A 13,848-nucleotide genomic window follows, 5' to 3' on the forward strand; every position below is an offset into this window, starting at 1 on the left:
AGTTACTGTGATAATTACCGCTCAACCTTGTTATTTGGCACTGTAAAATCGAGTTAACAAAGTATGCTCCGGCCCTGACGACTCAATTTCAAAGTATTGCAAAGATTGGCTTTATGATTATACTACGCCATATAGATTTATAGAGTTATTGTATGGTATAGGATTTTTGGGAATAAAAAGAAAAAATAGTGTTGAATATAAATTATCTAGTAAAGACAGTAATTCAAAGCCGGCTTTTGATACAAATTCAATTTTTTCTATTCATCCAACATATAGAGAAGCATTAAATTTAAGAACAATCTTAATTTCTGATCTTAAGGATGAAACGTCATTAAAAGTAGAAGGTGTACTTGAAGATATACCTGAAAGTTTTGAGTTGGATGAGTATAAGATTGCTTTAGAGGAAACATTAAGAAAAATAAAACAAATCCCATTGGGAACAGAAGGTTCTTACGAATTTGAAAGTATCATTGGAGAAGTAATAAAATTATGCTTTTTTCGTTCGCTCACTAATGTTCAACCGCATGAAAGAGATTACAATGGTACGACTATAAGAGACTGGATAGCTTCTAATAGAGCAACGGATGGCTTTTGGGAGGTTATTAGAAGTAAATATGGGGCAACTCAAATAACATGGGAATGCAAAAATTACAAAGAACTTCATTCTGATGATTTCCATCAAATGCTATATTATCAGAATGATACTATTGGTAGATTTGGAATCATTGTATTCAGGGGTGAAGTAAAAGATAGCTATTATAGACATGTTGACAGAATAGCAAAACAAGGAGGTATAGTCTTGTTGCTTACACAAAAAGATATAGAAGTATTTCTCAGGCAAGCTATTAAAGGTGCGTTTAAAGAAGCCCATATACAAGATAGATATGATACAACAGTTAGGCGATTAGCTTAGCTTTATCCCAATCTATCAAGTTGGAATGTAAATATCTGAATTAAATTATGCTTCTATATGATTTCACACAATTTATAGTGAGCATAAGTTAGTTGTAGAAGTTACTTTCCTATACCAAATCTAATCCATGATATTCTAACTTAGTAATATAACTGACTCATGTTTTTCAAAAATAAGTTTGTCTACATCTTCTCAATCCCCAAGGGAAAAATTCACGGATGAATTTTTAGGTTGTCGGCGCCGGGAGCGCTTACAACCGACCCGGCCCACATCAAAGAACCAAAAGGCATTTCTTGATACGCTTTGTGTCAGCGAAGGGCTTTGTTAGCTAAATCGACTTGAACTTTTCTTACAGCCGTTCGTGCGTTGAACAAGCTAACAGGATTGGGCATGCCTGAAACAACCCCCTTTGAGCGGTGTCCCCGTTAGCCCCTACATTAACCGCGAATAAACTCGTCCTGCCCTGCGATAAATTCATCAAAAACATCTGATTGAGCGGCCTTAAAACAGCCATAAGTTCTAGATGATGAGCCATCTTTCATGTATCCAATTGAGCGATTCGCCTCACTCATCAGAAAGCTAACCGTTTCATTGTAGGGTTCATTCTCCGTTTCAAACGTTTCTTCGTTTTGAACGATCTTATAGTTACCGTTCCCCATGAAAGACAGCGATCGTTTAGTTAATTTCAAGTCCTCAGCCAATTTGCTATCTGGATCTACAGCAATAAGGCAGCTTGCCAGCGCGTAGTTTTTTAGATTATTTCTAGCTTCGCGTGTCTGCTCATTGATGGTACTCGGAGAATCAGCACACCCAGCCATAAGAACTGTTACTGCTGCCAGCACCAGGTTGTTCAATCTTTTAGTTTTCATAGCACGACTCTTTCCGGTGTAACTGAGCCACCATCATGTTCGTAGTCACTCAGTTCATGGTCATGAGTACCGTCCCTGGTTGACGAGCTATCCCAAAGTGTTAGGTAGCCAGACGCATCATGCCACCCGCTCGCTTCAGGCAGTCGAGTTCGATTGCCTGAATCGATCTGATGAATGATGTCTTGAATGCGCAGTGTTTCCATCGTTTTTCGTCGTCTTGTTGGCTAAAATCTGCGGATGAATCACGGACAGCAAAGAAACTGCATTGTACTGAAATGAAACTCATCGTGTTGAATATGCGACTGTTTTGTGAGGATGGTTGAGTGAAAACCAATTCAAAAGCGGTGAAAGTGCCTGTAAACACATGAATCAAACATACCGGGAATCCGAGCACAAAAGGCACTGGATTCCCGCCTGCGCGGGAATGACGTAACTATCTGATTTTATGCAAAATGTAGCCATCTTATTGATGGGCACAGAACGAAAGCGCGATACATTAACTTTAATTTAAAAATTTCACTCTATATATGGATTTAAACTGTTGAAATATTTCCGGGTAAGAAAGCGAATTATTCTGAAGTAAACTAAAGTTTGAAAGATATTTAAATAATTTGATTCGTTTAAACTAGCAGTGAGCTAATGATGGATAGTTGTGATAACGCTTCATGATTACATTGAGAATATTCAAATATTGTAGATTAATGCATGTGACTGGTTAAGATTGAAATTTATATTTAACTGCACTCATAGTGCCAGAATAAAAAGAAGTTTGAACGTTGAAAGTTCGTATAACTTTCAGGAGCATCAAATTGTTATTGAAAGATGAAATTATTCAAATCATGAGTGTCCGTGTGTTGAGTTTTGATGGATTACCCGATGGAATCATTCAATCACTCAGAGAGATGCTTAAAATACATACCAGTGATACGCTGTTGAAGGAAATGAAGGAACTCCTGGAACCATTTAAAAAAGAAGAACTCGAGCACAGAAAGTGTATGGGAAATTCTGGAGCAGCAGCAGAGTTTCATATGGCTGCTGCGATTAAATTGCAATATCTTCGGCAAAGTATTGAGTTTATCTATCGAGAAAAATATTTCTAAGTTAATACTGAGACAGTCATCTTTATCGTTCCTTTTCAGACAGCGATAACGAATCCAACTTTTCACACGAATAAGGGAAAAATTCATGGATGAATTTTTAGGTTGTCGGCGCCGGGAGCGCCTACAACCGACCCGGACTACACCAAAGAACCCAAAGGCATTTCTGGGTACTCTTTGTGCCAGCAAAGAGTATCTGGCGCGCATACAAAGATGCTGAAATTGACAATGAACGTAAGCGCGACATACAGATGCACTTTATTCAGTACGTTGCGTCTTCCCCATAATCTCCACAAAATCCCCCAACTCCCGCGTTTCCAGCACATCCATCATAGCCGACTTGTCGAATTCAATCCCACTGGCCCGCAAGTCCCGAAACGCCTGCTCATACTCACCAGCGACATCTTCATCTTCTAAATACATATCGGCCATGTGTTCCCAGAAATCCTCGTCTTCCAGCATCTGCGGGTTGAAAGCCGGGGTATAAAAATACTTGGCGGCATAAGGGGCATTCTCAAAACAGCTTTGAAACAGCCATGCGTGGTCACCTCGTCCTGCCAGATTCACATTGAGATGAAGGTGCTGAATAAAATCCCGGATCAGATTGTTTTGGGTTTCATGATTATTCGTCTCCCCCCATTGGTCATTGTCGATGACGTTCTGAAAGGCTTGTTCGAGGACTTTCGAATTAAATGTATAGTGTTGCGTCAGAAGTTCGAATAACCCGGGCATGATGGCGCTGCATCCAAAAAGAAGGAAGCTGTCGGCATCAATGTTCAGGCCCAGCGCAATGGCTTTTTCCACCACGGCGAGATTGCTGTCATGCTGATTTGTAAGCTGAAAAATGATCTCCTCGATGTTGAAAATCAGCGATTCATTGTGGGTGAAAGGGGTGAGTACATCCATTGCAGCCGCTTTCAGTTCGCCAGAGATCTGGCTTTGTATCACCGTACTCAGAAAATCGAAGCGTTGATCCGGGTGGCCCATCTCGGTCTGGTTCAGCAGATACCGAATCGCGTCCAGCGCTGAGGCATTAAGCAGATCCACCATGCATTCCGGGTAGAGTCGGTCATTGACCTGTGGCAGTGCCTGATCCTGAATGGCTTGCAACAGTGCGGAGTATTCTGTGTGCATGTTTGTTCCTATATAGACGACAAGCGGTCAGCCAGCAATTGTTGAATTTGTGATGTTGGGAGGTCAAATCCGGTGGCTTCAAGCTGGTGCAGATTGTTGATGTGGTCAGGCTCCACACCCATTTCGATGATGGCTTCCCAGTCAAAGGTATTCAGCCGGGCCAAGTCCTGACGTTGCCAGAACTCAGTTGCGGCATCATGCCACCCGCTCATTTCTGCCATCCGGGTTCGGTTGCCTGAATCGATCTGATGAATGATGTCTTGAATGCGCAGTGCTTCCATCGTTTTCCGTCGTCTTGTTGGCTAAAAGCTGCGGATGAATCACGGGCAGCAAAGAAACTGCATTGTACTGAAATGAAGCTCATCGTGTTGAATATGCGACTGTTTTGTGAGGATGGTTGAGTGAAAACCAATTCAAAAGCGGTGAAAGTGCCTGTAAACACATGAATCAAACATACCGGGAATCCGAGCGCAAAAGACACTGGATTCCTGCCTGCGCGGTAATGAAGTAACTATCTGATTTTATGAGTAAATGTTGCCATGTTAATGATGGGCGTTGGAATGGCACGTATACAAAGATGCTGAGACTGGCACTGAACGCAAGCGCGACATACAAAGAGATCTTATCTGCTGATGAAAAGCATGACTGCGAACCTGCCTCATCAGACGCTGAACAGAGAACGGCAGTGCAGATGATATCAATCCCGCACTGCCTTCTGCTTTAGCCGACGTGTTTCTTAATGACTTCCACTGTCAGGACACCGATGGCGCCAGAGTTCATGGAGCCACCAGTCACAGAGACAACATAATTGCGGTTCTGGCCAGTTTGAGACCAGCTGTTTGACTTACTGCCCCAGGGACAATCCCAAACCAGCGTCACGACTTTTGTTGAGCCGTCGTACAGGTCAAACGAACCTTGGGTGCCGGAAGCTGAATCAGAGCGGCCACAGGAACTCACGATGTTAAAACCTTCCTGGCCAATTTCGACAACTTGCCCGTTCACTTCTTCTGGCGACAGTTCATGATCTTTATTGTCGTACTGATAAAATTTACCCCAGCTGTGTTCCGCATTTTTCACTTGCAGGTTGCAGTTATCTGCGATGACGGTATAGCTGACCCATTGTGCGTAAGCCATGTAAGCTCCTTAAGATGCAATTGAGTTTAAGAATCCTAGAAGGATCGCTGACGACTCATGACTACTTACTAGCGATTGTTCTAAGCGACTCAGCATAAAATTAGTTGAGGAATATCCGAAAACAACGGCATATTTACGATGTGTGAGTGGGGGTTAAATTTTCAGTAATTCACCATAATGTGATTTACAGGTTGGTTTGAAAATCGGGTTTCAGCTCGCATATTCCCACCCTCGAATCAGGTCATCAACGATCCGAATTTGATGAAATACGTTGAATACCACCAAGGTTCTCCGGCTCATCTGTCACGAATACGTTTTTTCATCTTGTAGATTCTTTTATCAACAACTACTATTCAGGCGCGATCAAGGATGAGTGATACATGCGCCCAGGACATTCCCGATACAGAATCATGACGATAGCCAGCTTTTTGAGCTGGCTGTTGATCGTTGCGATGCCTGTGGTGAATGCCCACCATCAACCGGCGGGCACCTGGGCAAGCCTGTGTACACTCGGTGGCTTCAAACTGGTCAAACTGGATGATGGCACGGAACAGCTTAAACCTGATCCGCAGGGGCACTGTCCCATCGGTGTTTTCAGCCTGGCTCATACTGATGACCGATGGCTGGGGCTGGGTGCGCAATATCGCGAACAACCGCTCAGGCCTTATGCCTTCTCGCCTTCCCAGTGGGACTATTTTCTTCTTCCTTCCCGTGCGCCGCCACTGGCGTAATCACCCGTTCTGATTTCGGTCAGCCGGATTTGCATTTCTCAAGTACAGAATGATGTTTGCCTTGGTCTGTCATGGACCGTGGCGTTTATTTGTGCGCGCATTGAACGCACTGGAAGGAAAATCATGAACCATCAAACCAATCAAATCGGGCAATCCGATACGCAGCCCGTTCAGCGTACCTGGTATATGACCGCCTGGCGCTGGCATTTTTACGCAGGACTTTATGTTGTCCCTTTTCTGATCATGCTGGCCGTGACAGGCCTGATGATGCTGTATGCAGGCACGCTCGACAACCTTCGTTTCAAAGACATTCTTTTTGTCGAACCTGCCGGGCAGACTCTGGCGGTGACACAGCAATTGAATGCGGTGCAGCAGGCCTATCCGGATGCGCAGGTTCATCAGTATCTGACCCCGAAACAGCCTGAAGATGCCGCCAGATTCGCCATTGTGACGGCAGCAGGGCAAGGACGCTTTGTGACGGTGAATCCGTACACTGCAGCGGTGCTGGGATCTTTGGATCGGGATGACAATCTCTACACGCTGGCCAATGAGATTCACGGCACATTGCTGATGGGTGATCTGGGCGATCGTCTGATTGAGCTGGCCGCCAGTTTTGCTGTCATCCTGATTGTCAGTGGTGCTTACCTGTGGTGGCCGCGCGATCATGCCAGCAAAGCAGGCATGTTCCGGATTCGTATCAACAGCGGGCGGCGGACATTCTGGCGCGATTTACATGCCAATCTGGGCGCTGTGACAGCGATTTTCCTGTTGCTCTTTATGCTGTCGGGCTTGTCCTGGTCGGGCATCTGGGGCAGTAAAATGGTGCAGGCCTGGAATGCGTTTCCAACGGGTGTTTTTGGCGATGTGCCGCTCTCCGATGCCACCCATGCCGACATGAATCATGGCGCGTTAGAGGAAGTGCCGTGGAATCTGGAGCAGACACCGATGCCTGCTTCCGGCTCTCATGCCGGTCATGATGGGATTCATGGGCCGGTAAATCTGGATGCCGTGGTCGCATTTGCCAAAGCGCAGGGGCTGACGGCTTTTCGGGTGAATCTGCCCAAAGGCGAGCAAGGCGCGTTCAGTGTGCTGCAAAGTACCATGAGCAATGACATCACAGATGCGACGCAGGATCGCACCCTGCATCTCGACCAGTACACAGGCAAAGTGCTGGCCGACATCCGATATGATGAATATTCGCCAATGGCAAAAGCGATGGCTTGGGGTATTGCACTGCATGAAGGGGACTTTGGCTGGTGGAATAAAGCGGTGAATACCGTTTTGTGTCTGTCGTTTATTTTGATCAGCTTCAGTGGCGTTATGATGTGGTGGCTGCGTCGCCCGAAAGGGAAGCGCATGCTTTCTGCGCCGCCAGCACCGAAAAATATGACGCTGTGGAAAGGAGCAACAGTTGTGATTGCTGTGCTCGGCGTCTGCTTCCCGCTGGCCGGGATCATGATTTTAACTGTGCTGCTTGCAGACCGTCTGATCTTCAGCCGGATCCCGACACTCGCGCGATTCTTTGGGTAATTTTCTGATTCCTCCCTTTTGAAAAGAGGGGAACAGACCGAGTGTGTTGCGAATGCTGATGATTCCCTCCCCTTGGCAAGGGTGAGGAACAGTCTGAGTTTGTTGCTAGTGCTGATGATTCCCTCCCCTTGAGAAGGGTGAGGAACAGATCGAGTTTGTTGCGAATGCTGATGATTCCCTCCCCTTGGCAAGGGGAGGGCTAGGGTGGGGTTCGAACAGCGTGCACAAATTTGGCATTGGTGCATAGTAACCCCCTCCTAGCCTCCCCCTTGAAAAGGGGGAGGAACAGTCTGAGTTTGTTGCGAGTGCTGATGATTCCCTCCCCTTGGCAAGGGGAGGGGCAGGGTGGGGTTCGTGAAGCGCGCACGGATTTGGATTTGGTGCACAGTAACCCCCGCCTCACCTCCCCCTTGAAAAGGGGGAGGAACAGTCTGAGTGTGTTGCGAGTGTTGATGATTCCCTGCTGTTGGTAGGGGGGGCGTGAAGCGTGCACAAATTTGGCATTGGTGCACAGTAACCCCCTCCTAGCCTCCCCCTTGAAAAGGGGGAGGGACAGTATGAGTTTGTTGCGAGTGCTGATGATTCCCTCCCCTTGGCAAGGGGAGGGCTAGGGTGGGGTTCGAACAGCGCGCACGAATTTGGCATTGGTGCACAATAACCCCCGCCTAGCCCTGTCTCTTGAAAAGGGGGAGGGACAGTCTGAGTGTGTAACGAGTACGTATACACCTTCCATTTGTGTTAATTCCCGATCAGCCATGTGATGACGCCAGATGATTCAAAATTTCGCCCATCACAGGCAGGACTGAGACAACCAGCAACGCGGACATGGTGTAGTTAAACAGGCGGCGATACTTGTCCTGAGTCAGTGTTTTTTTCAGTAGGGATCCAAACATCAGCCAGACCCCGACACAGGGGAAGGAAACCAGCAAAAAGGTGAGCGCCAGCATCATATTCTGACCGTAAAAATCCGCTCCCACTGTGGTGAAAGCCGCGATGGCACCGGTCGCGACTACCCAGGCTTTGGCGTTAATCCACTGAAACAGCGCGCCTTTCATAAAGCTGAAGGGTCTGGCCTGTGCGCCGGACGATCCGACATCAGCGGAGCGGGCAATCAGCCAGGCCAGATACAGTAAGTAAAGCACGCCGAGGCATTTAATGATGAAATGCAGGCTGGGGAACAGCTCAAATAACTGCCCAAATCCGATGCCGACCAAAAGCAGCATGATCGCAAAACCCATACAGATCCCACTCAGCAGCGGCAGGCTTTTTTTCACCCCGAAATTCAGGCCCGAGGTCATCACCATAATATTGTTCGGTCCCGGCGTGACGGAAGATGACACGGCAAAGAGAACCATAGCGTAGAGATAGTCCATTGTGTAAGCGCTCCTGTTGGGCTGAATCGGATATTCGGGGTGTCGGGTGATGCTCAGAAAACGAGCACTCTTCTGATATGAAGATGAGTGCAATTCAATTCAAGCGCGGGATGCAAAAAATAATCAGAAAATCATCAGGCACTGTTCCCGCGGGTCATGTCACGCAGAATCTGATGTGCGCAGGCCCGGGGGGAATTCGAGGCTGTATTGATCTGAATATCGTACCGGATCCCCTGATGGACCCGGCTTGCCTGCTCGAGGGCAGACCCGGGCAGACGATCCCCCCGTTGTTTTTCCCGTTGGACCAGAATTTCATCGGTACAGAAAACGCCCACGAACAGGCACTGTTTTCCGGCAAGGACGGATTGCCAGACAGCCATTTCTTCTGCGCCATTGATGGCATCGTCGACAATCACGTTCAGGCCGGCGTCGAGTAAATGCCGGACTGTGGTCCGGTAAGCGTCGTTGACCGCTTTGCCGTAGTCGCCAAAAGCAATGCGCTGGACGGTGTGCTGGCCTCGCATTTTCGAGTGCCAGTAAAAACCGTCTGCAGGTTGATTCGGGGTGTTCAGGCGGTTAGATTTTTCGGGCATCATGGCAATAAAGTTATCTATCCCCAGATGTAAATAAGGGGCGTTCAGTAAAGATTGCAGTTCCCGGGCAATCGAGCTTTTGCCTGAACTGCTGGGTCCGTTCAGGAAGATCATCTCCATAGGCATCCTGTCCTTTTTTCAATGCTGTGAAATGAGTCGTGAGACTTATGAAACTGATTGTCAGGTTAAAAGGAACTCAGTATGGTGTGAAGCGAAATTTGCTTCAATTTTCAATGTGTTTGGTTTTCCGGGGCCGGATGATTCCTGATTGGAATGATTCACGCAGGGACTAAACCATCGAATCACTGCAATTATTTTTCCCAACAGACAATGCAGAGAGTATTCATGGATAGAAAACATTGGTTTGGTGTCATTCTGGCGCTTTTAGCCGCATTCTTTAATGGCATGGTGGGTATTTTTAGTGTCAGTTTATTTCAGTCCGGTATGCCGCCTGAAGCCGTTGCCTTTTATAAATGTGTGGTCGCATTTCTGATGATTGTCGCCGTGCTGGTGGCAACTGAAAAAGTCGGCACCCTGCTGGCTTACCTGAAAGAAAAGTGGAAAGCCCTCATCGTCTGCAGTTTCTTTGGCTTCTTTATGCTGTATTTCTTTGAAACGGCGGCCTATGAAACCCTGAATGTTGCTGTGGTTGTGTTCCTGCTGTTCGGTGTTTCCACTCTGGTGACTTTTTTCGCGAACGCGGTGTTTGAGCGGCGGAACCTGACCGGTCAGGAATGGATGTCAGTTTTGTTTGCCGTCTTGGGTTTATATCTGATCTTTATGGAAAACGAACACATTGAAGCATCTGTGAATACCGGCTTTATGTACGCAGTGCTGGCTGGCATCGGCTATGGATTGTTTCTGGTGCTGAATAAGAAGCTGAACATTGGCGGCGGCCTGATTCCCGTCTGCGGGTTGCTGTTGTTTGGTCTGGTTTATCTGATGATTCCATTCACGATGACGGGTCTGGTCGGCATTGATCCCAGCGTGTGGCTCACTTTGGTGCTGTTGGCGTTGCTTCCGACGATTGGCGGTTTTTGGTGTACCACCAAGTCACTGACGATTCTGAAAAGTCAGACCGTCCAGCTGGTCGAGCTGTCCGAACCGATCTTCGCATTAATGCTGGGCTTTGTATTTCTGGGCCAATTGGTCACGCCAATGCAGATGCTCGGCGGTGCCTGCATTCTGGCTGCGATTCTGATTCATGAAGTCAGGTTGTCTTTTTTCCGAAAGAATAAAATGGCGGCGGATACCACACGTTAAACGGTTCTTCACTGACATAGCCCGTCAAGCCAGCCGAATGTGCTGGCTTTTTTCTGCTTTGCTTCCAGCCACTTATCACAAATTCTGCATTTCAGGTTTCACGACGGGTATCTGGTGCTCTAGAGTCAATACTTGATTGCGTGTCATCAGGAGGATGCATGAAAACACTGGAAGAACAACTTACCCCAGTCTGGGTCTGTTTGTGATGGGGTGGGTCATTCAGTTTACCGGACACTATTTTGAAGAAAAAAACCGGCTTTCTCGGATGATCTGATCGAATTGGTGATTGGCCCGTTGTTTATCTTAGCGGAGGGGTTGATTACACCCAAATTGCGCAACATATCGTTCAGCATGCAGGCCCGGTTAAGCCTTCATGCACGATAAAGGTCAGCTGACTTTCAACACGGAACACAAGACAAGGAGCCGTCATGACGTTTCAGAATAAAACCGTTTGGATTACAGGTGCGTCGTCCGGTATCGGACAGGCGCTGGCGAAGCAGTTTGCAGCGCAGGGTGCGAACGTTATTTTAACCGCGCGCCGGAAAGACCGGCTGGAGACCATTCTTGGCGGGCTGGCGCCAGGCAAGCATCGGGTTGTTCCGCTGGACTTAGCGCAGCCGGAGCGGCTGCTTCAGGATCTCCCGTCTATATTGGATGAGATTGGCCGGGTGGACATTCTGATCAACAATGCAGGCATTTCGCAACGCAGCCTGTTTCTGGAAAACGAATTCAAAGTTTACCGCCAGTTAATGGAAGTGAATTATTTCGGACTGGTCGCGATGACGAAAGCGGTGCTGCCCAGAATGATTGAAGCCGGTGGCGGCAGCGTGGTGTCGATCAGCAGTGTGGCCGGAAAAGTGGGTTCAAAGCTCAGAACCGGCTATTCCGGATCCAAGTACGCTGTGGTCGGCTTTATGGATTGCCTGCGGGCCGAAGTCAGCGAATACGGTATTCACTGCCTGACGATTTGCCCCGGCTCTGTCCGCACTGCCATTGCGCATCATTCTCTGAACGGGCAGGGCGTTGCACAGAACAAGCCGGAACCCTCGATTGAAAATGGGATGGATCCTGATGAAGCCGCAAAACAGATGCTCAAGGCAATCGCGGCCCGGAAAGATGAAGTGGTGATCGGTCAGGGGATCAGCGGTTGGGCACCAACCATCAAGCGGTTCTTTCCGCAGCTGTTTAATCTGATGACGGCAAAAATGAGCTATCGTTAATCTGTTTCGGAGTGTCGTTCTGACACTCCGGTTCCCTTCCTGAGGCATCGTCTGCTCAAGGCTGTATGAAGCGTTGTATTTCTCGATCGCTTTCACATTGTCAACAATTCGTATGATTCATCATCAGAATGTTCAAACCCTGGCTTGAAAATCAGTCAGATCCTGACTATTTTCAAGTCATCTATTGATGATTGTTGACAATGTGTAAGGTTGAACCCTGTGGAGAAGTTCGAGAACAGTGAGATTGTTGACACGCTGGTGTCAATCCCCCAGCTGACAGACCGAAAGCGAGACAGTGCGAAAGAGCCAACGAAATCGAACAGTCTGCTGGAAGTGCTGGTCGAGCGCATTGTGACCGGTGTTTTTCCGGCGGGCAGTAAAATTTCAGAGCCCGAACTGGCCCGGCAGTTTGAAGTCAGTCGCGGGCCGCTCCGTGAAGCCATGATGCGGGTCGAATCGCTCGGACTGGTTGAGCGTATTCCTCATGTTGGCGCGCGCGTCGTTGCACTCACCCCGGAGAAGCTGGTCGAGATTTATGCCGTGCGCGAAGCACTGGAAGGCATGGCTGCACGGCAGGCGTGCGAGCACATCACAGACGCAGAAATTGAAGGCCTGGCAGTATTGCTGGATACCCATCAGGCTCATATCGAGCAGGTCGACGGGGCGTCTTATTTTCATCAGCACGGTGATTTTGATTTTCATTACCGCATCATTCAGGCAAGCCGGAACAGCAAACTGATCAGTTTGTTATGTGATGAGCTTTATCACCTGCTGCGGATGTACCGATTTCAGTCGCCGCGTTCACATTCCCGTCCCGAACGCGCCCTGAACGAGCATATTCAAATCTTATCCGCCATACGCGACCGCGACGGAGAGCTGGCAGAAATGCTGATGCGCCGACATATCCTGCGGAGCCGACGGCTGATTGAAAGTCAGTTAAAGCACGAAGCATCCAGAAATAAACCAAGGAGTTGATGATGAAGCCAGGACAGCGATTTCGTCAGGCGGTGACCGACAATCACCCATTGCAGATTGTGGGCACGATTAATCCGTATTGCGCCATGATGGCGAAGCAGGTCGGGCATCAGGCGATCTATCTTTCAGGCGGCGGCATTGCCAATGCGTCTTATGGTTTGCCGGATCTGGGGATCACCACACTCAATGACGTGACTGAAGATGTCCGCCGCATCACCGCGGCCTGCGATTTGCCCTTACTGGTGGATATCGATACCGGTTTTGGTGGCGCTTTCAATATCGCCCGCACGATTCGTGAAATGGAGCGCTCTGGGGCGGCGGCGATCCACATGGAAGACCAGGTGGCGCAGAAACGCTGTGGCCACCGTCCGAATAAAGCCATTGTCAGCCAGGCTGAAATGGTTGATCGCATCAAAGCGGCTGTGGATGCCCGTCACGATGAAAGTTTTGTGGTCATGGCGCGCACCGATGCGCTGGCGGTCGAAGGGATGGATGCTGCGATTGAGCGCGCGATTGCCTGTGTTGAAGCCGGTGCGGATATGATTTTCCCCGAGGCCATGAATACGCTGGCGCAGTACCGGCAGTTTGTGGATGCGGTCCGGGTGCCTGTGCTGGCAAACATCACGGAATTTGGTCAGACCCCGTTGTTTTCCTGCGATGAACTGGCAGAGCAGGGTGTGGGTATGGTGCTGTATCCGCTGTCGGCCTTCCGGGCCATGAATCAGGCGGCGCTCAATGTGTATCAGCATTTACGGGCCGACGGACATCAGCGTCAGGTGGTGGATCAGATGCAAACCCGCGAGGAGCTTTATCACTATCTTGGCTACCATGAGTATGAGCAAAAGCTGGATAAACTTTTTAGCGGTGAGTGACAACTCGCATATATATTCCCTCCCCTTGGTAAGGGGAGGGCTAGGGTGGGGTTCGTAGGGTTGTGCGCAGATTCAGAAACTGTGCCCGGTAACCCCCTCCTAACCTCCCCCTTGAAAAGGGGGAGGGACAATACTGAGTTTATG

General features: G+C 48.5%; 14 protein-coding genes. 8 read left to right on the top strand and 6 right to left on the bottom strand.

Annotation, left to right across the window (positions count from 1 at the left end; all coding sequences use genetic code 11):
• The first annotated feature begins 166 nt into the window (after positions 1 to 166).
• Positions 167 to 913 (top strand): hypothetical protein, encoded by a 747-nt coding sequence (locus Q4579_RS22130; RefSeq protein ID WP_303567027.1) that lies wholly within the window; start codon positions 167 to 169, stop codon positions 911 to 913.
• 437 nt (positions 914 to 1,350) lie between these two features.
• Here the strand turns inward: Q4579_RS22130 and Q4579_RS22135 are convergent, their stop codons facing one another.
• Positions 1,351 to 1,782, bottom strand: coding sequence for a hypothetical protein (locus Q4579_RS22135; RefSeq protein ID WP_303567029.1), 432 nt, complete (start codon positions 1,780 to 1,782; stop codon positions 1,351 to 1,353).
• An 809-nt stretch (positions 1,783 to 2,591) separates the two neighbouring features.
• Between Q4579_RS22135 and Q4579_RS22140 the strand changes: the two genes are divergently transcribed.
• A complete protein-coding gene (locus tag Q4579_RS22140) occupies positions 2,592 to 2,882 on the top strand; it encodes a hypothetical protein (protein ID WP_303567031.1) in 291 nt (96 codons plus the stop codon).
• Between the two features lie 255 nt (positions 2,883 to 3,137).
• On the opposite strand, the gene Q4579_RS22145 is transcribed toward Q4579_RS22140, so the two are convergent.
• From Q4579_RS22145 to Q4579_RS22155, 3 genes are all read right to left on the bottom strand, one after another.
• On the bottom strand, positions 3,138 to 4,013 hold the full coding sequence (locus Q4579_RS22145) for a hypothetical protein (protein ID WP_303567033.1): 876 nt from the start codon (positions 4,011 to 4,013) through the stop codon (positions 3,138 to 3,140).
• An 8-nt stretch (positions 4,014 to 4,021) separates the two neighbouring features.
• Positions 4,022 to 4,294, bottom strand: a complete 273-nt coding sequence (locus Q4579_RS22150) for a hypothetical protein (RefSeq protein WP_303567035.1) — start codon at positions 4,292 to 4,294, stop codon at positions 4,022 to 4,024.
• Between the two features lie 439 nt (positions 4,295 to 4,733).
• A complete protein-coding gene (locus Q4579_RS22155; protein WP_303567036.1) occupies positions 4,734 to 5,147 on the bottom strand; it encodes an aegerolysin family protein in 414 nt (137 codons plus the stop codon).
• A 380-nt stretch (positions 5,148 to 5,527) separates the two neighbouring features.
• On the opposite strand from Q4579_RS22155, the gene Q4579_RS22160 reads away from it, so the two are divergent.
• Positions 5,528 to 5,878, top strand: a complete 351-nt coding sequence (locus tag Q4579_RS22160; protein ID WP_303567038.1) for a hypothetical protein — start codon at positions 5,528 to 5,530, stop codon at positions 5,876 to 5,878.
• Between the two features lie 123 nt (positions 5,879 to 6,001).
• Positions 6,002 to 7,408, top strand: coding sequence for a PepSY domain-containing protein (locus tag Q4579_RS22165; RefSeq protein ID WP_303567041.1), 1,407 nt, complete (start codon positions 6,002 to 6,004; stop codon positions 7,406 to 7,408).
• A gap of 749 nt (positions 7,409 to 8,157) precedes the next feature.
• On the opposite strand, the gene Q4579_RS22170 is transcribed toward Q4579_RS22165, so the two are convergent.
• Positions 8,158 to 8,781: a LysE family translocator gene (locus Q4579_RS22170; protein WP_303567043.1), complete on the bottom strand. Its 624-nt coding sequence runs from the start codon at positions 8,779 to 8,781 to the stop codon at positions 8,158 to 8,160.
• Between the two features lie 134 nt (positions 8,782 to 8,915).
• Positions 8,916 to 9,494: a chloramphenicol phosphotransferase CPT family protein gene (locus tag Q4579_RS22175; RefSeq protein WP_303567045.1), complete on the bottom strand. Its 579-nt coding sequence runs from the start codon at positions 9,492 to 9,494 to the stop codon at positions 8,916 to 8,918.
• A gap of 225 nt (positions 9,495 to 9,719) precedes the next feature.
• Here Q4579_RS22175 and Q4579_RS22180 point away from each other — a divergent pair, with 225 nt between their 5' ends.
• The 4 genes from Q4579_RS22180 (at position 9,720) to prpB (ending at position 13,704) form a co-directional block, all read left to right on the top strand.
• Complete coding sequence (locus Q4579_RS22180) at positions 9,720 to 10,637, top strand: DMT family transporter (protein WP_303567047.1); 918 nt, start codon at positions 9,720 to 9,722, stop codon at positions 10,635 to 10,637.
• A 428-nt stretch (positions 10,638 to 11,065) separates the two neighbouring features.
• Entirely contained in the window at positions 11,066 to 11,857 is a 792-nt protein-coding gene (locus Q4579_RS22185) for an SDR family oxidoreductase (RefSeq protein ID WP_303567049.1), read from the top strand.
• A gap of 264 nt (positions 11,858 to 12,121) precedes the next feature.
• The gene (locus tag Q4579_RS22190; RefSeq protein WP_303567054.1) at positions 12,122 to 12,832 is read left to right on the top strand and encodes a GntR family transcriptional regulator; all 711 of its coding nucleotides are present in this window, start codon (positions 12,122 to 12,124) and stop codon (positions 12,830 to 12,832) included.
• Between the two features lie 2 nt (positions 12,833 to 12,834).
• Positions 12,835 to 13,704, top strand: coding sequence for a methylisocitrate lyase (gene prpB / locus Q4579_RS22195; RefSeq protein ID WP_303567052.1), 870 nt, complete (start codon positions 12,835 to 12,837; stop codon positions 13,702 to 13,704).
• Positions 13,705 to 13,848 lie beyond the last annotated feature (144 nt).

This window comes from Photobacterium sp. 1_MG-2023 (assembly GCF_030547945.1).
In the GTDB taxonomy this organism is placed as follows: Bacteria; Pseudomonadota; Gammaproteobacteria; order Enterobacterales; family Vibrionaceae; genus Photobacterium.